This window comes from Roseibium sp., assembly GCF_965276855.1.
Lineage (GTDB): Bacteria > Pseudomonadota > Alphaproteobacteria > Rhizobiales > Stappiaceae > Roseibium.
Genome location: NZ_OZ255700.1, coordinates 1,633,357 through 1,656,324, shown reverse-complemented (window position 1 = coordinate 1,656,324; position 22,968 = coordinate 1,633,357). Strand labels below are relative to the sequence as shown.

Genomic DNA, 22,968 nt, shown 5'->3' with positions numbered 1-22,968 from the left:
AAATACCCACCGCCATCTCGCCAAGTGGCCGGTCAACTGCTATGAAGCTGCGCCAAATACATAGTTTTCAACAGGTCCACGATGTTCAAGGCGTTCCAAGCACTGTCTCATGTCAACAGCAAGACCACGGTTTCGGTCGCATTATGTGCCGCTTTTCTGACAGGATGCGGCGCAACCGGAGATATCGCGGAGAACGTGATTTCGGGCGGTGCTGAACCGGTTCAGGTCTCCCGCGAGACATTTGCACCGCCAGTGCCGTGCCCGCCGCTGCAGATGAAAACGAATTCCCATCTTATCCGTGAGTTTGTAAGAGGCAAGGATGGCGAGCGCGACGGCCTCATATACCAGGCACTGGTGGAGGATTCGGCGGTCAGCTGTTCCGAAGAAGCAGGTGGCCAGCGCCGTTTGAAGCTCGGGTTTACCGGTGACGTGACACCCGGACCAGCGTGGAGAGGTGGCGATGTTGTACTTCCGCTGCATGTCACGATCCCGGCGTCTTCCGATGCGGATCAAAAACCGCTGGTTTCTGAAGTGATCCAGATCCCGGTTTCCATCGAAGCTGGTGGCCGCGGGCAACAATGGACCTATGTGGATGAGAAATTCGTCATTCCGATGAACCAGGGCAGCAAAATCCAGTTTGGTTTTGACGAAGGGCGCCGGCGCTAAGCCAGGGGTCTGAGGGCCATCCCTATTGGCATCTGGCTTTCGCAATTGAACAGTTTGATTGCCGCATATTGACAAGGTGGTGTCGGCCACTCACAATCGCGGCGAAATCGGGGTCGTTCCCTGATGATCGTGTCTCTGGCACGAAATGCCACTGCGGGAGAGGCCAGGTGAGAAGATCCTGGCGCCGAAGGAGCAACCGCCCCGGAAACTCTCAGGCAAAAGGACCGCAGAGGCTTCAACGCTCTGGAAAGCAGTGATCTGCGCCAACACATGCGCGGACTGCTCACCGAAGGAGTAACCACCGGGCCGGTTTGGTCTGGCTGGGAAATCTCTCAGGTACTCGGACAGAGGGGGTGCAGACGAATCGAAACCGTTCGCGGCGAGGTTCGGGACTGCGCAACCCCTAACGCGAGGACCGTTCATGGCGGAAACCGTTGCAGACGAAGATCTGAAACAAACGCCTCTTCACGACCTTCATATCGAGCTGGGTGGCAAAATGGTGCCGTTTGCCGGCTATTCCATGCCCGTTCAATACAAGCTTGGCATTATGGGCGAGCACCAGCACACACGCGCGAAAGCGGGTTTGTTTGATGTGTCCCACATGGGCCAGGCTGTTCTGATTGGCCCAGATCACGAAACCACCGCCAAAGCACTGGAAGCTCTGACACCGTCCAACTTCGTTGAACTTGGTCATGGCCGTCAGCGCTACACGGTCCTGTTGAACGAAGACGGCGGCATCATCGACGATCTGATGGTCACCCGTCCGCTCGATCCGAACGATGATGGCCGTCTCTTGCTGGTGGTCAATGCTGCACGCAAGGATGTCGACTACGCGCACCTGCGGGCCAAGCTGCCGGAAACGGTCACACTCGAAGTGGTCGATGACCGCGCCTTGATCGCGGTGCAGGGCCCGGAAGCTGTTGCGGCTGTCGCAGCCCATGCGCCGGCTGCTGCCGAACTCGGCTTCATGTCCGCAGCTCCCATGGAATTTGATGGCATTGCGTGCCACATCGCGCGCGCCGGATACACCGGGGAAGACGGTGTCGAGATGTCGGTGCCTGCAGGCGCTGCCGAGGCTATTGCCCGCGCGCTTTTGGCAGATGACCGGGTTGAAGCGATCGGCCTCGGGGCCCGCGACAGCCTGCGTCTGGAAGCCGGCCTTTGCCTTTATGGCCACGACATCGACGAAACCACGTCGCCGGTTGAAGGCAACATCACCTTTTGCATGCAAAAGCGGCGCCGCGAAGAAGGCGGGTTCCCGGCTGCGGACCGCATCCAGAAAGAATTGGCCGAGGGCACAGACCGCATTCGCGTCGGCCTGCGGCTGGACGGCAAAGCCCCGGCACGCGAAGGCGCCGAAATCGCTCTGCCCGAGGGGGATGTCATCGGCATTCTGACCTCCGGCGGTTTTGCTCCAACCGTCGGAGCGCCGATTGCCATGGGCTATGTCCCCGCCGAACACGCAAGTGAGGGAACACAGCTGGAGCTGATCGTCCGCAACCGACGTTTGCCGGCCACGGTCTCCGAAATGCCCTTCGTGCCCAATCGCTATTATCGAAAACCAAAAGCCTGATTTTTTCCAGAGAACGGACGCAAAACATGACGACTTATTATTCAAAAGATCACGAGTGGATCTCCGTCGAGGGCGGCACTGCCACCATCGGTATCACGGCCTATGCGCAGGAACAGCTCGGCGATGTGGTCTACGTGGAACTGCCGGAGACCGGCAAGGCCCTGTCCCAAGGTGATGAAGCTGCGGTTGTGGAATCTGTGAAAGCTGCCAGTGAAGTCTACGCGCCGATCGACGGCGAGGTCACTGCAGCCAATGACGTGCTGGCTGATGAGCCCGCCAAGGTCAACGAAGATCCGGAAGGCGCAGCCTGGTTCATCAAGATGAGCGTTGGTAATGAAGGCCAGCTCGCCGACCTGATGGATGAAGCGGCCTACAAGGCCTACATCGAGACCCTTTGATCCATGGCGGGGCATTACTACACGGCGGTGGTCGAATGGGCGTGTGACGGGGATTACGCGGCCAACAAATATTCGCGCGGCCACATCTGGCAGTTTGACGGTGGTCTGAAGATCCCGGCTAGCTCCTCGCCGACCGTTGTGCCTCAGCCTTATTCGATTGAAGCAGCCGTTGACCCGGAAGAGGCGCTCGTTGCAGCGATCTCGTCGTGTCACATGATGTCGTTTCTGGATCTTGCCCGGCGCGCCGGTTACGTCGTTGCCAGCTACCGCGACAGCGCAAAAGGCGAGATGAGCCGGATTGCCCGCGGCAAGATGGCCATCACCAAGGTGGTTCTGAAACCCGAAATCGTGTTGGTCGCCGACAGCGATCCGGATCCCAGCTGGATCACGGATCTGCACGAAAAGGCCCATGACGTCTGCTTCATCGCAAACTCGGTCAAATGTGAGATCGTGGTGGACCCGGAACCGGTCCGCACGGTCGCACCGTAAATCTGGAGCCGCAGACAATGCGCTATTTACCACTTACCGACACTGATCGCGGCGACATGCTCGCGCGCATCGGCGTCAATTCGATTGATGACCTCTTTACCGACATTCCGGAGGATGTTCGGTTCAAAGGTCTTCTGGATCTGCCGAAACGCGCCAGCGAAATGGAAGTCGAGCGCAAGCTTTCGGCCATGGCTGCAAAAAATACCTCGGCTGGATCCGTACCGTTTTTTGTCGGCGCAGGCGCCTACAAGCACCACGTTCCGGCGACTGTCGATCATCTGATCCAGCGCTCGGAGTTCCTAACGTCCTACACACCGTATCAGCCGGAAATCACTCAAGGCACCCTGCAGTACCTGTTCGAGTTCCAGACACAGGTTGCCAAGCTGACCGCCATGGATGTTGCCAACGCCTCCATGTATGACGGTTCCACCGGAACCGGCGAGGCTGTTCTGATGGCCCACCGGGTCACCAAGAAGAACAAGGCGGTCCTTTCCGGCGGTCTGCACCCGCAGTACCGGGAAGTCGTCGAGGGCCTCTCCAACATGGCGGGCGATCAGGTCGTCAGCCTGCCGGCCGACCCGATGGGCACGGAAGACATTCTGTCCCAGATCGACGACGAGACCTCCTGTGTGGTGGTCCAGTCACCGTCCTTCTATGGCCAGCTGATCGACCTGAAGCCGATCGCGGAAAAGGCACACCAGCACAAGGCGCTGTTGATCGCCGTCTTCACCGAAGTGGTGTCGCTCGGGCTCATTGAGCCTCCTGGGACGCAGGGCGCGGACATTGTGGTTGGCGAAGGCCAGTCCATCGGCAACGGCCTGAACTACGGCGGTCCATATGTCGGTCTTTTCGCCACCCGCCAGAAATACGTCCGGCAGATGCCGGGGCGCCTCTGTGGTGAAACTGTTGATGCGGAAGGCAAGCGCGGTTTCGTTCTGACGCTCTCCACCCGCGAGCAACACATCCGCCGCGACAAGGCGACGTCGAACATCTGCACCAACTCCGGTCTGTGCTGCCTCGCCTTCACGATCCACATGTCACTGCTTGGCCAAAAGGGTATGACCCAGTTGGCGCGGATCAACCACGGCAACGCGGTGAAGCTGAAGAAACAGCTTGGTGCCGTACCGGGCGTGGACGTACTGAATTCGGCCTACTTCAACGAATTCACTCTCCGCCTGCCGAAAGCGGCCGAAGGTGTTGTCGAGGCATTGGCGGCCAAGGGCATTCTGGCCGGCCTGCCGGTCTCCCGTCTGGAGCCGGGCAAGGCGGATCTGGAAAATCTGCTGGTGGTGGCCTCCACCGAAGTCAACACGGATGAAGACCGCGCGGCCTTTGCCGATGCGCTGAAGGAGGTGCTGGCATGAGCATGAATACGCAAGGCCGCCCGACGGCGGCAGGAGATGCGGGCGAGAGTTTCCGCCCGAAAACCTTCACCGGGAACCGCGGCCTCGACATGGAAGAGCCGCTGATCTTTGAGGTGGGCTCTCTGGAAAACTGCGGCGTTGATCTCGACGAAGGCGATCTGCCTGAGGTTGAGCTTGGCGGTCACGCCCGCAGGGCCGAGATCGGTCTGCCGGGTCTCGCAGAACCTGAAGCCATGCGCCACTATGTGCGCCTGTCGCGTAACAACTATGCGATCGATGCCGGGCTGTATCCGCTTGGCTCGTGCACCATGAAGCACAACCCGCGCCTCAACGAGAAGATGGCCCGCCTGCCGGGCTTTGCCGATGTGCACCCGCTGCAGCCGGTGTCATCCGTCCCGGGCGCGATTGAGCTGATTGACGAGCTGGCCCACTGGCTGATGGTCTCCACCGGCACGCATGCGGTCGCCATGAGCCCGAAAGCCGGCGCCCATGGTGAGCTTTGCGGCATGATGGCGATCAAGGCGGCGCATACCGCTGCCGGCCGCAGCCCGGAAATTGTTCTGGTTCCTGAAAGTGCTCACGGCACCAACCCGGCAACCGCCGCTCTGCTCGGCTACAAGGTCGTCTCCATTGATGCCAAGGACGACGGCACGGTCGATCTTGAGGCGCTCAAGACCACGATCGCCGAGCACACCGGTAACATCGCAGGCATCATGCTGACCAACCCGAACACTTGCGGGTTGTTCGAGCGGGACATCAAGGAAATCGCTGACCGGATCCACGAGGCCGGCGGTTTCTTCTATTGCGATGGCGCCAACTTCAACGCCATCGTCGGCAAGGCACGTCCGGGGGATCTCGGCGTTGATGCCATGCACATCAACCTGCACAAGACCTTCTCAACGCCGCATGGCGGTGGTGGTCCGGGCTCCGGTCCGGTGGTCCTGTCGGACAAGCTGGCTCCCTTTGCCCCGCTGCCATTCATCCGCAAGACGGATGATGGCCTGGAGCTGGTTGAAACAGAAGCTGCCACGAAAGACGGCGAACAGCCTTTTGGCCGTATGACGGCGTTCCAGGGCCAGATGGGCATGTATGTGCGTGCGCTCAGCTACATGATGAGCCACGGTTCGGACGGCCTGCGCCAGGCCTCTGAAGATGCGGTCCTCAACGCGAACTACGTCCGGGTCGGTCTGCAGGATCTGATGAGCCTGCCGTTTGGCGAGCGGCCCTGCATGCACGAGGTTCTGTTCGACGACAGCTTCCTCAAGGACACTGGCGTGACCACGCTCGATTTCGCCAAGGCGATGATCGACGAGGGCTACCATCCGATGACCATGTACTTCCCGCTTGTGGTGCATGGCGCGATGCTGATCGAGCCGACGGAATCGGAAAGCCGCGCCTCCCTTGACCTGTTCATTGCCACCATGCGCGATCTGGTCATGAGCGCCAAACGCGGAGAGACACAGCGCTTCTCCGGAGCGCCCTATCTCGCCCCGCGCCGCCGCCTGGATGAAACCGGCGCGGCCCGGAAACCGATCCTGAAATGGACCGAGCCGGAACCGGCACAAGTGACGCCGGAAGCTGCGGAGTAAAAAATGGAAAAACGGGGCGGGCGTCAGGTTCGCCCCGATTTCTTTTTGCCAGCTCCTAAACGGCGACGCGGGGCCGGCCGCTGGCTTCGACGACAATCTCCGCCTCGATGAACATCGGCCGGGATTCGATCTCGACCGAGCGCACGTCGCGCTTCGCTGAGACCTGGATGCCGACGGCACCGGCGTCCTTTGCGGCCTTTTCGGCCTCTTCGCGAAGAACGGTTTCCAGCCGGTCCAGAGCGGCCTCGGTTTCCGGAAAGTCTTCCGGTCCGCTCTCCAGATGCACTCTGTAGCGCCCATCGGCGGGTGATGTGACTGTGCCGCTGCGGCGCAGGATTATGCGTCCAACGACGGCGCCGATGGCATTGGCCACCCCGGCATGCTGGGACAAGAGCATCGGGCACCGTAAGCGCCTGCCAACTTCCGGATAGTAAGTCGGAGCCGAAGCGCCGAGGCCGACCACCTCCACGTTCAACCGCGCTTGCAGATCGATGAAACCGGCATGGCCGGAAAGTCCAGCCTGCAACAATTCATGGCGTGCAAGGGTGCGCGGGTTGTCCTGAAACCGGCCGCCTTCCTCTCTAAAGGCCACTTCGAGCAGCGCATCCACGGTCTGCTGCGTCAACTGGTCAATGATCATCTGCGCAATGGCGTCCGCGCTTGAAGCAAGCACCTTGCCATCGCCGCGCCTGCGCCGCGCAAGCTTCTTAAGCGCAAGGCGCGCAGCCTCCGCATCCCAGGCATCGAGCAGTCCGAGGACATGGGCCGCATCGGAAGGGGTCACTCCGGACACTTGCACCATGCCGCGATCGATCAGACGTCCAAGCGTGGCATTTTCCATGCGGTTTCGAACGATGGAAGAAACAGGATGAATGTCATCCCCGATCCGTACCATCAACTCGCTCTCACGGGCGTTCAGGTCCTGTTCGGCCATTACACCGCCGACACACCGGACAAACCTGCCGTCATCTTCGCCCGGGAAGTCCGAACGTTCCTGTTGTTCCAGAACCGGTACCACCTTCTCTGGAGCAAGATGAGCAATCAGGGAGACGGGGAGTACGCGCTTCGGGCCAAGATGCAGGCCGCCGGTCAGGCCCGTGTCGAGAAAATGGACTTGGCTGTCGCCGCCAAGGCCGATCGTGCGCATGGCAACGGCTTCGACCATTGTGCGGAAGGATCCCACCTGCGCGCCATCGGGATCGATCGCCGGGCGTCCTTTGCGGATCAGGGCAATGTCGGTCGTGGTTCCGCCGATATCGGACACCAGCGCCGTATCAACTCCGGTGAGCCAATGCGCCCCAACAACCGAAGCTGCGGGTCCGCTGAGGATCGTTTCGATCGGCCGGGCTCGGGCGTCGGCCGCCGACATCAAGGCACCATCGCCGCGCACCACCATCATCGGCGCATGAATGCCCAACTGGACAAGAGCATCCTGGGCCCGGCCGATCAGGCGGTCGATCATGCCGACCAGGCGGGCATTGAGGAGCGCGGTAAGGGCCCTTTTCGGTCCATTGAGCTTGGCGGACAGCGTGTGCGACATCGTCACGGGACGGCCCGCAATCTCCGCTATTTTCCCGGCGGCGGCGTTCTCGTGCGCGGGATTTCTGGTGGCAAAACGCGCGGCCACGGCAAGCGCGGTGACCCCCGGATCGAGATCTTGCAAAAATGCGCAGAGCGCGGCGTCATCGAGCGGGGCAACTTCGGATCCAGCGTGGTTGTGACCGCCGCGCAGCAACAGCACAGGATCGTCTTTCAGGGCCGTGCTTAGGCCGGCCTGCTGAAGGTCCTTGGCGTCGAACCCAATCGCAATCAGGGCAACCCGCGCGCCTTGGTCCTCGACCAGGGCATTGGTTGCCAGTGTGGTTGAGAGGGATGCGAGCTCGATCTCTGCAGGGTCGATTGTCGCCTGCACCAGCACCGATCGGACGGCCTCTCTGATGCCTTCGGCAAGGTCGTTCCGGGTGGTGAGGGCCTTGGCAGAGGCAATGACCTCTTCTTCGCCGCGCAGGATGACCGCGTCGGTATAGGTTCCGCCTGTATCGACCCCAAGGCTGTATGTCACACCACGTTCCTCTGCCCATATCCAATTCACTGGGGAACGAGCATTCGCCGTCCCTGATGGAGCGTTCCGATGGATACCGTTTCCTCAATTGTGTCAAACAAAAACCGCGCGAACTCACGCGGCACAGTCTGGATGAGGCCGCGGCAGCTTGTGTGCAGTGTTGGAAATCTGAGTGATGAAACAGTTTTGCCGGCCGTAACAGCGGGTACGGGGATTTTTTGATTGCCCGATGAACTCATTGCCCGATATGGGATAGGAACTTTCATGTCTTTCAAATTGCTTTCAGATTTCAAACGGGGAGGGGATTTCCATGAACGGTGCAGAAGCGCTGGTGAAAACGATGTTGGCGTCCGATGTGTCGGTGTGCTTTGCAAATCCGGGCACATCCGAAATGCACTTCGTGGCGGCTCTCGACACCCATCCCGACATGCGCTGTATCCTGTGCCTGTTTGAAGGCGGTGTGACGGGCGGTGCTGATGGCTATGCCCGGATGAGCGGCAACGTTGCCGGGACGCTGCTTCATCTTGGACCGGGTTTTGGCAATGGCTGGGCCAATCTGCACAACGCCCGCAAAGGCCACTCCGGCATTGTCAACATTGTTGGTGATCACGCCGGTTATCACCTTAAGCATGATGCGCCGCTGCAGGCTGATCTCGACGGGGTGGCGGGCTCCGTATCCCATTGGGTGCGCCGGGCGACCGACAGCACCATGGTGGCAAGCGCCGGAGCCGAGGCCATTCGGGTTGCGCGTGGCGGCGAGATCGCGACCGTGATCCTGCAGGCAGATTGTGCGTGGGGCGACAGTCAAACCGGCCCGAGCAAAGCTCAGGCTCCGGCCCAAAAACACCGGCCGGACAAGGATCGCGTTGTGGCAGCGGCCAAAGCCTTGAGCGAGCCCGGCGCGGCCCTCTTGGTAAGCGGCCTCGGACTTTACGGTGAGGGGGCGGAACTGGCCGGCAAGATTGCTGCCAGAACGGGCTGCCGGTTGCTGGCCCCGTTTTTTGCGCCGCGCATTGCTCTCGGCGAGGGCGCGGTTGCCTTTGAGAGCTTGCCCTACAATGCTGATCTCACCGCCGAGTTCCTTGCCGGCCAGGCACGGATTGTCCTGGTCGGTGAAGATCCGCCCGTGAACTTCTTTGCCTATCCCGGCAAGCCGTCAACACCGGAGCCGGCTGGCTGCGCGCTGGACCGGCTGTGTTATGGCGACTGGGATGTCATGTGGACCCTTGAAACGCTGGCGGAGGCTGCGGGTGTGGATGGCAGCGAGACCATCGCGCGGATTGAACGCCACGTTCCGGACATTGAACCGGGTGCGCTGACTGCCGAAGGGATTGGCCGCGGTCTTGCCAACGCCATCCCGGAAGGGGCCATCATGGTCAATGAGGCCGTGACCGCCGGCGCCGGGATTTGGCCCTCTGTGAATGTCGCTGCCGCCCATGACCGGATCAACAACACGGGCGGCTCCATTGGCCAGTGTCTGCCAAATGCGCTGGGCGCGGCGGTTGCGTGCCCAGATCGTCCCGTGTTCGCGGTCTCCGGTGACGGGTCTGCCATGTATCAGGTCCAGAGCCTGTGGACCGCGGCCCGGGAAGAATTGGACATTACGGTCGTGATCGTCGCCAACAGGGGCTATCAGATCCTGCATTTCGAACTGGAAGCCCAAGGGGCACCGAAGCCCGGACGCAACGCCAGTGCGATGTTCGATATCGAGAACCCGTTGCTCGACTGGGTGGCACTGGCCGCCGGCCATGGTGTTCCAGGCGTGCGGGTCGACAGTGAGGAAGGTTTGGCGGACGCGCTGCAAACGGCGTCAAACACCAAAGGGCCGTTCCTGATCGAGGCCGTTATCTGAGGAGCCGCTGACAGGTCCCGGTTCAGTCCATCCGACCTGTCAGCAACTCCCGCAGAATGGGGTGCGGGAACGACCGTGTCACGGTGACCGCGTAAAACGCTTCAAAGATCTGAAGATCAAAAGGGGCACTCTCCAGAAGTCCTGCAGCAATCTCATCGGCCATGACGACCGGCGGGGCAATAGCGATGCCGACATCGGCCCGGGCCAGCAGCCGGACCATGGCCATGTCGTCAACATCCGCAAAGATGCGCGGGGTTATGCCGATGCGTGCCACAAGGCTGTCGAAACCGGTCCGGATCGAACTCTCATTCGGAACAATCAGGGGTTCGTCGCTCAGGAGCTGTTGCAGCGTTTTGCCGGCAATCCGTTCCGGCGTTCCGTGAATGGTGACTTTCTGTTCAGCCAGCCGGTGTGCCGTAAAGTCTCCGGACAAGGAGCTGTCCGGCGGGTCCGTGGTCAGGACGATGTCCAGGGCGAGCGATTCCAGCGCCTCCAGCAGGACTGAGGCGCTGCCGGACCGCAGGGTGAAGTCGACTTCTCCGCTGGACAGCAGCGGCTTTAAAAAGCGGATCTGAAAGTTCCGCGAAAGGGTCGATTGGGCCCCGACCCGCAAGGGCGGGGTAGATTGACTGGACCGCTGCAACGTTGCGATCAGCTCTTCTCCAGTCCCGAAGATCCGGTCGGCATGATCGAGCACAATCCGTCCAACTTCGGTCAAAACAAGCTGGCGCCCGGACCGCTCGAAAAGATCATGGCCGAGCCGGGCTTCCAGTTGGCGGATTTGAGTGGAGAGCGCGGATTGCGACAGGTTCACCCGCTCCGCAGTTCGGGTGAGGTTGCCCTCATGCGCCACTTCGCGGAAGTAGCGCAAGTGGTGGTAATTGAGGTTGTCCATCGGTTTCCAGCTCGCTCAAATCATCAATAGTTCTATTAAATAGAACGATAAATAATAAAACATATATTTTTTATTCTCTTCGAACTGCGTCATAAGCCCCCGGACCACGCTTTTTGACGACAACCGAGGCCGGAATGGACATTTTCTTTGAGATCATCACGACGCTTGCAGCGCAATTTCAAAAGCCGACGCTGGCGTTTTTGATGGGCGGCATGCTGATTGCCGCAATGGGCAGCAAGCTGGAAGTGCCGGAACCGGTCTACAAGTTCGTTGTCCTTTTGCTGTTGTTGAAGGTCGGTCTGGGTGCCGGGATTTCGGTCCGCTCCGCGGATGTCATGTCGCTCGCGGTTCCGGCGATCTGTGCCGCGCTCTTAGGCGTCGTGATTGTTATCTTTGGCGGCAAGATCCTCGCGATGTGGCGGGGTGTTTCCAATGCCGACGCGATGGCAACGGCCGGTCTGTTCGGCGCGGTCTCGGCCTCGACGCTCGCCGCTGGCATGGCGATGCTCGACAGCGAAGGCATCTACTATGAAGGCTTCATCGGCGCCCTTTACCCGTTCATGGATGTCGCGGCGCTGGTCACCGCGATTTTCCTGGCGCGGATGAGTGCCGAGCGGCGGGCAGCCGCTACTGTCCAGTCTGACGGCACTGCGACCATGTCGACTGGTGGCGGCGGCTTCGGGTTTGGCGGTTTTGACGGCCAACTCGCCAAGGGCATCATTGTTGACACTATCAAGAGCCCGGCCATCTCCGCCTTGCTGCTTGGCATCGGCATTGGCCTTCTAGCCCGGCCGGAAGCGGTCTATGAAAGCTTTTACGAGCCGCTATTCCGGGGTCTTCTGTCCATCCTGATGCTTGTCATGGGCATGGAAGCCTGGGCCCGGTTGTCGGAACTGAAGAAGGTTGCACATGCCTATCTGATCTACGGCCTGACAGCGCCTTTGCTGCACGGCCTGCTTGGGTTCGGTATGGGTCTTGTCGCGCACCATTTCACAGGGTTCTCTGCCGGCGGTGTCGTTTTGCTCTCGATCATGGCGGCCTCAAGCTCGGACATTTCCGGTCCGCCGACCATGCGGGCCGCCCTGCCGGAAGCCAATCCGTCAGCTTACATCGGATCCTCGACCGGGCTTGGAACACCGGTGGCGATCCTGAGCATCCCGCTCTTCATCACCCTCGCGGAGCTGGTCATCGGGTTTTAGAGCTGGAACTTTCCGATAGTCGAAATGGGCGGATTTTGGTCCGCCCATTTGCCTTTTATTTGTTTGTCCGTCGCGCCCTTTGTTCGTGTTTTCCGAGAAGACCAGTCATCCAGCTTCCTCTTTTGCGAAGGAACGTTTTGAGATCATCTCCATAGGTGGCACCGACGGCATTTTGGACTGAAGATCGCTCCGCCAACTGCAGCCGCCAAGCTTGCGTCAGCGGAAGGTTATGGAGCACACGAAGGGCAACAAACTCCTCAAAAACATCGAAATACCGGAATACCGGTGCAAAGGCGGCATCGACGAGCGTCAGCCGGGGCCCAGCAAAGAACGGGCCGTCTGGATCAATCACCGTTTCCAGGTGCTGAAACCGGGTGTGCAGTGCTGTACTCGCTGCGTCAAAGGAGACCTCATCTGGTGCATTGTACAGAGCTCCGATGCCGTTCAGTGTTTGGGACGCAAACTCGATGTAGGCCCGGTGACGGGCTTTTTCGATTGGATCCTGTGGATGAAGGCGGCCGGGATAGGTTTCGTCCAGAAACTCAACAATCGGCGCTGATTCAAAGAGATACGAGCCATCTTCTGTTTTGAGGAGTGGCACCTTACCGAGAGGCGAAGCCTGGCTGAACCACTCCGGTTTGTCGTTGAGATCGATATAGACCCGGTCAAAGGTCGCCCCTTTTTCCAAAAGAACAATGGCCGCACGCTGGACGTAAGGGCAGAGCGTATGGCTGACGAGTGTCGGTTGAGTGGACATGTGAAACTCCATTTAAATGCATATGCATGTATAAATAAATGCAGTTGCATTAAAATCAAGCTTGATGCAAGTGCATGGAAAAAATAAGATCGAGGCATGGCGCACTCCGGATCTGAACAAAACGATATTTTTATGGACGCTTGGGCCCGCTTGCATCGGGCGGGCGGTTCCGTTCTGAGCCGTGTGGAGGCGAAACTGAAAACGGCAGGATATCCGCCGCTGAGCTGGTACGATGTTCTCCTGGAACTGCGCCGGGAACCCGGACATGCACTCCGTCCGGGCCAGATCGAGAAACGCATTCTGCTGGCCCAATACAACGTATCGCGCCTCATCGACCGGATTGTTGCCGAGGGGTACGCGAGAAAGCGGAAAGCTGCCGAAGATGGCCGCGGAGTTTTTGTGCAGCTCACAGGCAAGGGGGCAGCCTTGCTCGATGAAATGTGGCCAGTCTACCAGCGTGCGGTCCATGAGGTTTTTGCGGATCACTTGACCGATCAGGATGCGAAGGACCTCTGGCGTATCCTCGCCAAGGTCGTCCCCGAGGAAGGCTGATCTGTTGTCGAGCTGAACCGGTCTTTTGGCCTTGAAGCCGCAAAAACTCTAACGCAGAGAATTGTATTGACAATAAATATGTCAATATGACAAACATATTGTCATGATAAAAGCGCGGCAGCAGAACTCTGATGAACTTTATGAGGTGATCCGGTTGATCCGGCCGGTGCACCGGCGATTGGCCCGGGCCGTTGAGTCACAGCTGGACGGCACCGGCGTGTCGGTCGGGATGCGGGCGGTCATGGAGGTACTGGAAGAGGCCGGGGCGTTGTCTGTTCCGGATATCGGCCGGACTTTGTTTCTGGCCCGCCAGCAAATCCAGCTGATGGTCAACGAGCTGGAGCAGCTCGGGCTGTTGGAGCGGCGCCCCAACCCTGCGCACAAGCGTTCGCCGTTGTTTGCTCTGACAGGGCGCGGCCTGGATGTTTTCGGCGAGATCCGCTCAAAGGAAAACGATGAGATTGATGCCGTCAGTGCGCATTTTTCCAAAGAAGAGGTTCAGGTAGCCCAACGGGTTCTGTGCGCCATGCTCGATCACTTTGCAGAATTTGAGGACGACCCTAACCGCCCGCGCGGTCTGGAATGAGTTTGTTTAGGAGTTCGATATGTCTTTTTTGACTTCAGCCGTGAGTGGTCTGGGTGCCTTGGTGCTATGGGCCACCGGCTATTTTTTCTGGGTTGTCTGGATATCCAGCAAGGCGACGATGGGAAAACCGATCGACCGAGCGATGCGCCTGAACATCGCCCTGCTGGTGATCGATGTTCAGGAAGACTTCACACGGAACAGCCCAAAACCATATTCCGAAGACGTGCGGTCCCACGGAATTGCCCGTATAAACCGTGAAATCGAGGCAGCGCATGCTGCCGGTCAAGAGGTCATCCTGATCAAACAGGTGTTTCGCCACTGGCCGGCCATTCTGGCCATGAAACTACTGATGCGTGGCATTGGCACGCCGGGACGCAAGGGGCTGGCGTTCGACGAGGATCTGAAGGCTGGCAATGCGCCCGTTTTCGAAAAGCCGATCGGGGATGCGTTCTCTAATCCGGAGCTGGACGCCTATCTCGCGGAGAAAAATGTCGGTCACCTCCGCCTGACCGGCCTCGATGCCTGCCAGTGTGTCCAGTTTACTGCCAAAGGGGCGCTCAACCGCGGCTATTCCGTTGAGATCATTGAACAGGCAACCATGACCGTCACGCCGGAAAAGTGGGGGACTTTCAAGGAGGAACTCGAAGCACTTGGCGCGCAGGTTATCAGAGACGCCGAACAAGCCGCTTGACATTGCCTCACAGCTCGCGCATCTAAACTGGCATGATCAACTTGAGCGCATCCTTCGTGTATTTTTATTACGTCACCGACATACCGGCGGCTGCGTAGGATCTTGCTCTGACAAATCAAACCTAAAAAGCCGCCGCGTCAGGCGGCTTTTTGGTTTTCAAGATACCGGCCCCTGGCGGGAACTTCCCAAAAGACCCAGGAAGCCGAAAATGACCAAACACATGATCGAAGCCGGAAAACCGGCGACAAAGCTCAAATCGGAAGCCCTTGCCGTGCTTCTGGAGCGCGGGCTCGTGCATCAGTCCACCGATCTGGAAGCCCTCGACCAGCGCCTCAACGACGGTCCGATCACCGCTTACGCCGGATTTGATGCAACGGCGGCAAGCCTTCATGTCGGTCACTTGATGCCCTTGATGACCTTGCGCTGGCTGCAAAGACTGGGGCACCGGCCGATCGTGGTTCTGGGCGGGGGCACCAGCCAGGTCGGTGATCCGAGTTTCCGCAATGACGCCCGCCCACTCCTGGAGGAGCGCCAGATCGCGGCCAACATGGCGACCATCCGCCGCTCGGTGGAACGTCTCGTGGATATGGATGGGCCGGAAGGGGCGCTGCTGGTCGACAACGCAGAGTGGCTGAACGAGTTCCGCTTCCTGGAGTTCTTGCGCGATTATGGCTCTCAGTTCACCGTCAACCGGATGATGACCTTCGACAGCGTCAAGTCGCGGCTCGATGCCCAGATGCCGCTGACGATCCTGGAGTTCTGCTACATGATGCTTCAGGCCGTGGACTTCCTGGAACTCGCCAAACGCCACGACTGCGTTCTCCAGGTCGGCGGCTCCGATCAGTGGGGCAACATCGTCAACGGTGTCGAGCTTGGCCGGAGAGACGGACGCAAGCTGCACGGTCTGACCGTCCCGCTTCTGACAACGGCCAATGGGTCCAAGATGGGCAAAACCGCGTCGGGCGCTGTCTGGCTGCATCCGGAGCATCTGTCGCCGTTCGGCTTCTGGCAATTCTGGCGCAACACGGCGGACGCCGATGTCGGAAGGTTCCTGCGTCTCTTCACCGAACTGCCGATGCGCGAAGTGGAGCGTTTGTCGGAGTTGCAAGGTGCGGAGTTGAACGAGGCCAAGAAGATCCTTGCAACGCAAGTCACCGCCATCGTGCATGGTCCGGAAGAAGCGCGTGTGGCGTTGGAGCAGGGCGATGCCCTGTTCTCAGGCGATGCCGAGTTGACCGAACCAACCCACACAATGGCCCTTTCCGTCTTGGCTGAAGGGGTCGGTCTTCTGGAGCTTGTGGTGGCAAGCGGCTTTGCCGCCTCCAATGGCGAAGCCCGGCGGTTGGTTGAGGGCGGTGGCGTGCGCCTCAACAACAGGGTGGTCGATGATGCGCGCCGCCGGATTTCCTCCGGCGATCTTGGTGCCAATGACCGCCTGTCCCTTTCTGTCGGCAAACGCCGCAAGGCGTTGATCGGCTTCGAGTGATCTTTCGCAACGGTGCCCCGAATAGACCGGGGCACCGTCTGACCTTCTGATCAGGATCCGGCTTTCTTGCGTGCCCTGAATTCGGCCACCGGCAAACCGGCGATGCCCCAGTTTTCGAGAGGAACCTCTTCGATGACGACAAAGGTGGTGGCAGGCTCCTTGTTCAGAACATCAACAAGCAGATCCGTCGTCCCTTTGATCAGTTCGGCTTTTTGGTGCTCGCTGACACCTTCATCTGTCACCTGGATATGGACATAAGGCATCTTCAAACACTCCCTGATTGGCGTGGAATGATCTGGAAGATTTTCGCCATGATCTGCCAGCGCCCACCGTCACGCACGAAGGTCAGGAAATCGACGAAGTCATTGTTCCCGATTGAACAGCGGACACGGGCAAAGGCTGTGTTGGCTCCAGCCAGCTGGATCTCGTCAATGGCATCCGTGCGAACTTCTCCGCGCGAGGCCGGGGATTGGCGTGCGGCGACCACCGGAACATACTCTTCCATGGTCCGGTAAAGCAGCGGCGTTTCATCGGCGGTGGCATAGATCGCCTTGGAGTGAAACACCTTCTGCAAGAGGTCCGTATCGCAGCGGTAAAGCGCTTCGAAATAGTCAGCGATCACAGCTTCTAGTTCGAGAAATACAGAACTCATGCAGCCAGTCCTTCTTCCTGCAGGGTGCGCCGGGTGGCGGGCCGGGCCTTGATCTGGTTCACGTAGTCAGTGATGCGCGGCCACTCGGTGAGGGAGACCCCGATAAAATTCGTCCAGTTCAAGATGACGAAGGCATAGGCATCTGCAACGGAGAAGGTCTCGCCCAGCAGATACCCCTTGCTGTCCGGCAGCATGGCTTCGAACTGGGAGATCTTTTTCTTCAAGACGGCAAGATGACCAGCGCGTTCATGTGCCGAGAAGGTTTTGCCTGAGAAGTACGGGCTGAAGGCCTTGTGCAATTCGGATGTTAAAAAGCTGACTGCTTCCAGCATCCGGTATTTCTGAAGTGCCGAGGTTCCACCCTGGGGCCCAAGCTGGGGGAACTGTTCGGACAGCCATGTGAGAATGGCAACGTTCTCGGTCAGCACTGCACCGTCGTCAAGCTTCAAGGCCGGAACATAACCCCGTGGATTGATCTTGGAATAGGCGATGCCGCTTTCCGTTGTGCCGGCATCCGTATCCACCTTTTCAAGCGTGTAGGGAACGTCGGCCTCGTTGAGGAGAATATGCGCTGCCATGGAGCAGGCGCCTGATTTGTAAAAGAGTTTCATCGGGTGGCTCCTTCTGGTTCCGATGACCGGAAGATGCTCACGGAAGTTTCCATTGACAATATGGTAACTGATGGTAACTGATATTATGAAGTTACCGCGGAGAAACCTGTTTGCACGCGGTTCGCTGGTTGGAGATCTCGCTATGGCACTGAAAATGCGAAAGAATAAAAGTCCACAACCACCCGCGCCATGCCTGTTGACGGAGTGCATGCAGGTGATTGCCGGGGCGTGGGCGCCAAACGTCATTTGGTGTTTGAGAGCGGGACCGAGGCGGTTCAGCGAGCTTCGGGCTGACATACCGCCGGTATCGGCGAAGGTCCTGTCGGCACGGCTTAAGGAGTTGGAGGAGCGGGATGTGATCGTCCGCCATGTCCGCCCGACATCGCCGCCGTCCGTTGAATACGAGTTGACCGAAATTGGCCAGGAGCTGATCCCGGCCCTGGAAGGCATCGTCCGTGTCGGGCACAAACTGAAGGTCCGCAGCGGATACTATCCGTCAGACGCGGAGGCGGACGCAAACCTGGTGCGTGCGCTGGAGCCTGCTTGAGCCATCAATGGTCGTCACCCAGTTTTTGAAAAACTTATCCACGCTCTGCGAACCAGCCGTATACTTCCTCCCGTTCCTGTCCCAGGGGGCCGAGGCCGGACCGTCCGTTCGAGGTGGCAGGAACCGGAGGTTGGGCGCTTTTTTGAGGTAACGGATCAAAGAACGCGCCGTCAGCAGTCAGCCGGTTATTTTGCATGTGTCCGGGTTCCAGACGGATGCCGCTTAGGCTGGAAGAGTTTCTCTTTTCAGGTGGCGCCAATCTATGGCAAAGCACCTGTGTTTTGGGAAACGGCAAGACAGCTGACCGGGAACAGCCTTCGGGCAGGCGTGCCGCCTTGCCAATCTAACCCACTCTTTATTCTTCGCCCCGGCAAGTCCGGTGCGCCTGCCATCCCGTTCGTTTCGAACGGAGCAATAATACCTGAAACGCCGGAGGCAGACCTCGCGGCGGAATTTGCGCTGGCCGTTCCTGCCACAGCTCATGCTGTCCCGGCCAAACTGCCGGGCCCGTTCAAAGGGCAACCGGCGCCGCCATGTGCAGCCGACCGGTCTACTGGTCCGCCTTGTAGTCGTAGAACCACTTCTTGTTCAGCGCCTCCAGAGTGCCGTCAGCACGCATGCTGGCAATCGCGGCATTGACCGGCGCAATCAGGTCGGAGCCTTTTGGAAAGATAAAGCCGAAGTCCTCCGATCCCATGGGCTCACCAATCAGCTTGAACGTGTCCGGATTGGCCGCAACATATCCTTGTCCACCGGTACTGTCGGTGAGGACCAGATCCACATCGCCCGCCCGCAAGGCCTGAACGGCCGCTCCAAACGTTTCGAACAACTTGATGCGCGGGTTGGCTTCATCACCGTCCAGAACCTCATACACCGTGACATAGAATGGAGTTGTGCCCGGTTGAGCACCGGCCAGGAAATCAGCATCGGCTGCAAACTCCTCCGGCCTGGAAAACCGGTCTTCATCTGCCCGCACCAGCATAAACATCTCTGAACGAATGTAAGGATCTGAGAACGCAACCTTTTCCGCCCGGTCCGCGCGAATGGTGATGCCGTTCATGGCCATGTCATACTCACCGGCAGAAATGGCCGGGATCATGGCATCCCAACTGAGGTTTTCATAAGTGACGAGCGCATTGATCCGCTGCGCGATTTCGGAAACTGCATCGTACTCCCAGCCGACAGGTTGACCTGTGGCCGGATCGACAAATTGCATGGGCGGATAGGTGTTTTCCGAAGCAATGACAATCTCGCGTCCATTCAGGTCAGGAAGCTCGGAGGCAAAGGCACTGACGGGCAGGATCAGTGCAAGAACGCACCGGATGAAAAACGGCAGACTACGAAGCATCTTTAAACCCCAAGTGGTGGATGACCGGGACCTTACCGACTTGCATGAGCATGGGAAAGATCCTCTCTTCGTGTTTTGGAAGGGTGGTGAAAATTATTGCCTAGAGTGAAAAAATTTTCAATTTCCGTTACTGCACCTATTGACCGCGCTGGCTTCTGGCGAGACTGTTCAAGGATAACAAAAATAAGGATGATCAAATGACCAACTCGATCCACAGAGCCTTTCAACAACCGGCCCGGCCGACCCGTATGGCGCCATCGCACCCTTTGCAGGTTTTCAGCGATCCCAAGGAAGCTGTCGCGCGGTTGATTGAAATTTTTGAGGCGAACACGGCCTTCTTGAGGAAGCATTTTCAGGCGCTTCTCGACGGGGAAGAGCCGGAACATCGGGTGCGGGCCTTTTATCCGCAGGTTCAGATCGTCACCGACAGCCATATTCGCCACGACAGCCGCTTGTCCTACGGTTTTGTCTCCGGGCCGGGGCGCCATGTTGCGACCATCACCCGGCCGGACCTGTTCCGCCATTATCTGGAGACACAGCTGTCGCTTCTCATGAAGAACCACGAGGTGCCGGTTCTGGTTGGCGATAGCGATATGCCGATCCCGTTGCATTTCGCTTTTTATGACGGAACGCATGTGGAAGGTGGCGCCGCGGCGGCGAGCCTCGACCGGCCGCTGGCAGACGTCTTTGATCTACCGGACCTGACCGTGATGGATGATTCCATCGCCAACGGAACCTATGAACCGGCCGATGGCGAAATGCCGTTGGCCTCTTTCACGGCACCCAGGGTCGATTATTCCCTCCACCGTTTGCAGCATTATACCGCAACCGCCGCAGAGCATTTTCAGAACTACGTGCTCTTCACGAACTATCAGTTCTACATCGATGAATTTTGCCGGATGTCTCAGGACTATCTGGCGGATCCGGACAGCGGCTACGAGGCCTTCGTTGGGCCGGGCAATCTGCTGACAAAGGCCGGCGACACGGCCCCTTGCAGCGGTACAGAACCGGCAAAGCTTCCGCAAATGCCGGCCTATCACCTGAAACGAGCCGACGGCAGCGGCATTACAATGGTCAATATCGGTGTTGGGCCCTCCAATGCAAAGACAATCACCGACCATGTGGCGGTCCTGCGTCCGCATGTCTGGCTCATGCTCGGGCACTGCGCGGGCCTGCGCAACAGCCAGACCCTTGGAGACTATGTTCTGGCACATGGTTATGTGCGCGATGACAATGTTCTCAATCAGGATCTTCCGATTTGGGTGCCGATCCCGCCGCTTGCAGAAGTGCAGGTCGCCCTTGAAGACGCGGTTGCCGAGATCACCGGATATGACGGGTATGAGCTGAAGCGGGTGATGCGCACCGGCACGGTCGTGTCGCTCGACAACCGGAACTGGGAGCTTTGGGATCAGCCGGAACTGGTCAAGCGCTTCTCGCAGTCGCGGGCGATCGCACTCGATATGGAATCGGCGACCATCGCAGCCAACGGCTTCCGCTTCCGGGTGCCCTATGGAACGCTTTTATGTATTTCCGACAAACCGCTTCATGGCGAGTTGAAGTTGCCGGGCATGGCGACCGACTTCTACAAGCGCCAGGTCGCTCAGCATCTGGAAATCGGCATTCGGTCTCTGGAGAAGATGCGTCAGATGCCCGCCGACCGCCTGCATTCGCGGAAACTCAGAAGCTTTGCGGAAACCGCGTTTCAGTAGGTTGTCCGCTGAACCGGTGTTTACGAAAGCCGGAAGCTAAACGGACCCATTCCTCTCAGCAGTCATCCTCGGCCTCGTGCCGAGGATCCATTTTTCTTCAATTAGTCTTGGATGTTCGGAACAAGTCCGAACATGACGCCAGAGGAGAATTTGACTTTTTGAGCAACCGAAGGCCCCGGTTTCAGACCAGGGCCTTAGCTGATGACTGTGCTTTCACCGTTTCTCTACCACTGTGCCGCACCGGCCTGGAGCCGGTGCCTTCTGTCAACCATGCCATAATTCTAATAGGCACTTCGTTTAGATCCCGGATCTTCACTGCGCTGCGTCCGGGAACGCCCCCGTGGGGAGTTTGGTCATCAGTCAAAAACGCCGGTATCCTGACGACCGGGGCCTGCGCACTTAATTACGCATGTAGCGCTTCAACGCCGGTCCGGACTGGACCATGGTGGTTGCTTCTTCTTCCTCAACGGACTGGGGAAGGGGCGATGCCTGGACACAGGTGTTGCAGCCGCAGGCTGAGTATCCTGGCCAGGCAGGGGGAGACTGATTGGTCCAGGAGCCGATCCAGCCGCCTGCCGATTGGCACAGCGGGGTGCAGATGGACGGCGCCTGCGAGTTGTCGCCCGGAAAATCGGTGCTCTCCAAATCGCAATGGCCGCTGAAGTCGCCAAGGACGGCCGTTTGAACGGATCCGCCGAAACTGTGAAACGCAGTCCGGTCGGTCGTCGGCATACTGACGAGTTCCGTTGTCTTGGCATTCAGGATGTCGGACATTTGCTGGTACAGCGGATCAACCGAGCTCAAGGCATTAAGCACACTGGTCCGCGCGGGGAAGAGATAGGACAGCTGCCCATTGGGAGGCGCGATGGCGTTCTGCATTGTCGCTTGCTCGGTCATGATGTTTGCAAGCACGAACGGCAGCGTTCCGTTGTTGGCGAGGAACGGTGAGTTGCTGTTCACACCGGCAACATCTGCGTAAAACATGTTCGGGGAATTGGTGTTGTCGGTCCAGGGAAATGCACGGAGTTTCAGGTTCTGCCGGGTGGCATTCGACATCTGTGACATGCTTTCAGAAAAACCGATGGACGTCCGCCCATAGCCTTCACTGAAATATCCGGCCCGGACATACTGGTCCTCCACGCCCTGCAGCGGTGGCACGGCTCCGGTCAAGGCATTGTAATAGCTCGCAGTCTCCGCAACGCCAGCAAGAGATTGGACAATCGAGGGATCCAGCTGGGTCATGGATGGCCAGTTGCCGGTGTCGAGATACCCCTTGACCATGTAATTGACGCCGATGGTCGTCTTGCCGGACATGTTCATCATGGCGCCCGACATGCCGAAAGGCACGGGGCTGATATAGATCCCGGCCGAATTGACGGTCTCAAAGTCCGACAGGGTGGTCACACCCGCCATGCCTGAATCGCCGTTCCGGTAGAACATGATGTTCGTACAGCCCAGCATGGGCAGGGCATACATGTCGTTGTTGGGAAGCTTCAAGGCTGTGTCGGCGTAAGGCACGAAGTCTGTCGGGTTGCTAATTTGCGCCGCTGGGATCTGGGTTGTTTGCGTCTTCCAGTACTCCAGATACATCGCGTCATAGACAAAAACGTCGATCGGCGTCTGTTTGCCGCTGCCATTGGTATAAACCGGATTGGAATCGTACCCGCCGTCCCAGACATTTTCATCTGCGATCAGATAGAGTTTCTCCGTCTGCCCCGCCGACTGCCATGCCGAACAGATGGCGGACGTAAACGCGCTCATATCGGGGACATATGGATAGACCGCCGCGGAGATACAGGTTTCACCATCTGTGCAGATCGCATTGCAGTTCTGCGCCGAAGCTGCGGTCGAAAACAATGCGCCGATGACCAGTGCACTTTTCAAGATGACGATGTTTCGGAATTGCTGATGCATGACTTCACCTCCAGGCAGTCTCGGTGGA

General features: G+C 58.8%; 22 protein-coding genes and 1 riboswitch. Of the genes, 14 read left to right on the top strand and 8 right to left on the bottom strand.

Features of this window, described 5'->3' with window-relative positions:
• Positions 1-81 precede the first annotated feature (81 nt).
• The 6 genes from ACQY4Z_RS07550 (at position 82) to gcvPB (ending at position 6,079) form a co-directional block, all read left to right on the top strand.
• Positions 82-666 (top strand): hypothetical protein, encoded by a 585-nt coding sequence (locus ACQY4Z_RS07550; RefSeq protein WP_428528066.1) that lies wholly within the window; start codon positions 82-84, stop codon positions 664-666.
• A gap of 144 nt (positions 667-810) precedes the next feature.
• A riboswitch (glycine riboswitch) is annotated at positions 811-903 on the top strand.
• A 184-nt stretch (positions 904-1,087) separates the two neighbouring features.
• A complete protein-coding gene (gcvT, locus tag ACQY4Z_RS07545; RefSeq protein WP_428528064.1) occupies positions 1,088-2,239 on the top strand; it encodes a glycine cleavage system aminomethyltransferase GcvT in 1,152 nt (383 codons plus the stop codon).
• 26 nt (positions 2,240-2,265) lie between these two features.
• Positions 2,266-2,637 carry a glycine cleavage system protein GcvH gene (gene gcvH / locus ACQY4Z_RS07540; protein ID WP_133948321.1) on the top strand — a complete coding sequence of 124 codons (372 nt, stop codon included), beginning with the start codon at positions 2,266-2,268 and terminating at the stop codon, positions 2,635-2,637.
• Positions 2,638-2,640: 3 nt separating this feature from the next.
• Positions 2,641-3,126 carry an OsmC family protein gene (locus ACQY4Z_RS07535; RefSeq protein ID WP_306149917.1) on the top strand — a complete coding sequence of 162 codons (486 nt, stop codon included), beginning with the start codon at positions 2,641-2,643 and terminating at the stop codon, positions 3,124-3,126.
• A 17-nt stretch (positions 3,127-3,143) separates the two neighbouring features.
• On the top strand, positions 3,144-4,490 hold the full coding sequence (gene gcvPA / locus ACQY4Z_RS07530) for an aminomethyl-transferring glycine dehydrogenase subunit GcvPA (protein WP_428528061.1): 1,347 nt from the start codon (positions 3,144-3,146) through the stop codon (positions 4,488-4,490).
• The gene (gcvPB, locus tag ACQY4Z_RS07525) at positions 4,487-6,079 is read left to right on the top strand and encodes an aminomethyl-transferring glycine dehydrogenase subunit GcvPB (protein WP_428528059.1); all 1,593 of its coding nucleotides are present in this window, start codon (positions 4,487-4,489) and stop codon (positions 6,077-6,079) included. Before gcvPA ends, gcvPB begins: the two co-directional genes overlap by 4 nt.
• A gap of 55 nt (positions 6,080-6,134) precedes the next feature.
• Here gcvPB and ACQY4Z_RS07520 read toward each other — a convergent pair whose 3' ends face one another.
• Entirely contained in the window at positions 6,135-8,141 is a 2,007-nt protein-coding gene (locus ACQY4Z_RS07520) for a hydantoinase/oxoprolinase N-terminal domain-containing protein (protein WP_428528057.1), read from the bottom strand.
• Between the two features lie 310 nt (positions 8,142-8,451).
• Here ACQY4Z_RS07520 and ACQY4Z_RS07515 point away from each other — a divergent pair, with 310 nt between their 5' ends.
• Complete coding sequence (locus tag ACQY4Z_RS07515; protein ID WP_428528055.1) at positions 8,452-9,993, top strand: acetolactate synthase large subunit; 1,542 nt, start codon at positions 8,452-8,454, stop codon at positions 9,991-9,993.
• 22 nt (positions 9,994-10,015) lie between these two features.
• Here ACQY4Z_RS07515 and ACQY4Z_RS07510 read toward each other — a convergent pair whose 3' ends face one another.
• On the bottom strand, positions 10,016-10,888 hold the full coding sequence (locus ACQY4Z_RS07510; RefSeq protein WP_428528053.1) for a LysR family transcriptional regulator: 873 nt from the start codon (positions 10,886-10,888) through the stop codon (positions 10,016-10,018).
• Positions 10,889-11,022: 134 nt separating this feature from the next.
• Here ACQY4Z_RS07510 and ACQY4Z_RS07505 point away from each other — a divergent pair, with 134 nt between their 5' ends.
• The gene (locus ACQY4Z_RS07505) at positions 11,023-12,087 is read left to right on the top strand and encodes a sodium-dependent bicarbonate transport family permease (RefSeq protein ID WP_428528051.1); all 1,065 of its coding nucleotides are present in this window, start codon (positions 11,023-11,025) and stop codon (positions 12,085-12,087) included.
• Between the two features lie 55 nt (positions 12,088-12,142).
• Here the strand turns inward: ACQY4Z_RS07505 and ACQY4Z_RS07500 are convergent, their stop codons facing one another.
• Complete coding sequence (locus tag ACQY4Z_RS07500; RefSeq protein ID WP_428528049.1) at positions 12,143-12,844, bottom strand: glutathione S-transferase family protein; 702 nt, start codon at positions 12,842-12,844, stop codon at positions 12,143-12,145.
• Positions 12,845-12,976: 132 nt separating this feature from the next.
• Here ACQY4Z_RS07500 and ACQY4Z_RS07495 point away from each other — a divergent pair, with 132 nt between their 5' ends.
• The 4 genes from ACQY4Z_RS07495 (at position 12,977) to tyrS (ending at position 16,159) form a co-directional block, all read left to right on the top strand.
• A complete protein-coding gene (locus ACQY4Z_RS07495; protein ID WP_428528047.1) occupies positions 12,977-13,396 on the top strand; it encodes a MarR family winged helix-turn-helix transcriptional regulator in 420 nt (139 codons plus the stop codon).
• A 103-nt stretch (positions 13,397-13,499) separates the two neighbouring features.
• Positions 13,500-13,982 carry a MarR family winged helix-turn-helix transcriptional regulator gene (locus tag ACQY4Z_RS07490; protein WP_428528045.1) on the top strand — a complete coding sequence of 161 codons (483 nt, stop codon included), beginning with the start codon at positions 13,500-13,502 and terminating at the stop codon, positions 13,980-13,982.
• 19 nt (positions 13,983-14,001) lie between these two features.
• Positions 14,002-14,673, top strand: a complete 672-nt coding sequence (locus ACQY4Z_RS07485; RefSeq protein WP_428528043.1) for a cysteine hydrolase family protein — start codon at positions 14,002-14,004, stop codon at positions 14,671-14,673.
• Between the two features lie 208 nt (positions 14,674-14,881).
• Entirely contained in the window at positions 14,882-16,159 is a 1,278-nt protein-coding gene (tyrS, locus tag ACQY4Z_RS07480; protein WP_428528041.1) for a tyrosine--tRNA ligase, read from the top strand.
• A gap of 50 nt (positions 16,160-16,209) precedes the next feature.
• On the opposite strand, the gene ACQY4Z_RS07475 is transcribed toward tyrS, so the two are convergent.
• From ACQY4Z_RS07475 to ACQY4Z_RS07465, 3 genes are read right to left on the bottom strand one after another with little or no spacing between them, the layout of a single operon-like run.
• Positions 16,210-16,422, bottom strand: coding sequence for a tautomerase family protein (locus ACQY4Z_RS07475; RefSeq protein ID WP_428528039.1), 213 nt, complete (start codon positions 16,420-16,422; stop codon positions 16,210-16,212).
• Between the two features lie 2 nt (positions 16,423-16,424).
• The gene (locus ACQY4Z_RS07470; protein ID WP_428528037.1) at positions 16,425-16,811 is read right to left on the bottom strand and encodes a nuclear transport factor 2 family protein; all 387 of its coding nucleotides are present in this window, start codon (positions 16,809-16,811) and stop codon (positions 16,425-16,427) included.
• Positions 16,808-17,422, bottom strand: coding sequence for a glutathione binding-like protein (locus ACQY4Z_RS07465; RefSeq protein WP_428528035.1), 615 nt, complete (start codon positions 17,420-17,422; stop codon positions 16,808-16,810). Before ACQY4Z_RS07465 ends, ACQY4Z_RS07470 begins: the two co-directional genes overlap by 4 nt.
• 208 nt (positions 17,423-17,630) lie before the next feature.
• On the opposite strand from ACQY4Z_RS07465, the gene ACQY4Z_RS07460 reads away from it, so the two are divergent.
• On the top strand, positions 17,631-17,969 hold the full coding sequence (locus ACQY4Z_RS07460; RefSeq protein WP_428528033.1) for a winged helix-turn-helix transcriptional regulator: 339 nt from the start codon (positions 17,631-17,633) through the stop codon (positions 17,967-17,969).
• A gap of 550 nt (positions 17,970-18,519) precedes the next feature.
• Here ACQY4Z_RS07460 and ACQY4Z_RS07455 read toward each other — a convergent pair.
• Positions 18,520-19,317: a transporter substrate-binding domain-containing protein gene (locus ACQY4Z_RS07455; protein ID WP_428528031.1), complete on the bottom strand. Its 798-nt coding sequence runs from the start codon at positions 19,315-19,317 to the stop codon at positions 18,520-18,522.
• 197 nt (positions 19,318-19,514) lie between these two features.
• Here ACQY4Z_RS07455 and ACQY4Z_RS07450 point away from each other — a divergent pair, with 197 nt between their 5' ends.
• Complete coding sequence (locus ACQY4Z_RS07450; RefSeq protein WP_428528029.1) at positions 19,515-21,026, top strand: AMP nucleosidase; 1,512 nt, start codon at positions 19,515-19,517, stop codon at positions 21,024-21,026.
• A gap of 399 nt (positions 21,027-21,425) precedes the next feature.
• On the opposite strand, the gene bcmE is transcribed toward ACQY4Z_RS07450, so the two are convergent.
• Complete coding sequence (bcmE, locus tag ACQY4Z_RS07445; protein WP_428528027.1) at positions 21,426-22,940, bottom strand: thiamine pyridinylase; 1,515 nt, start codon at positions 22,938-22,940, stop codon at positions 21,426-21,428.
• Positions 22,941-22,968: the final 28 nt, after the last annotated feature.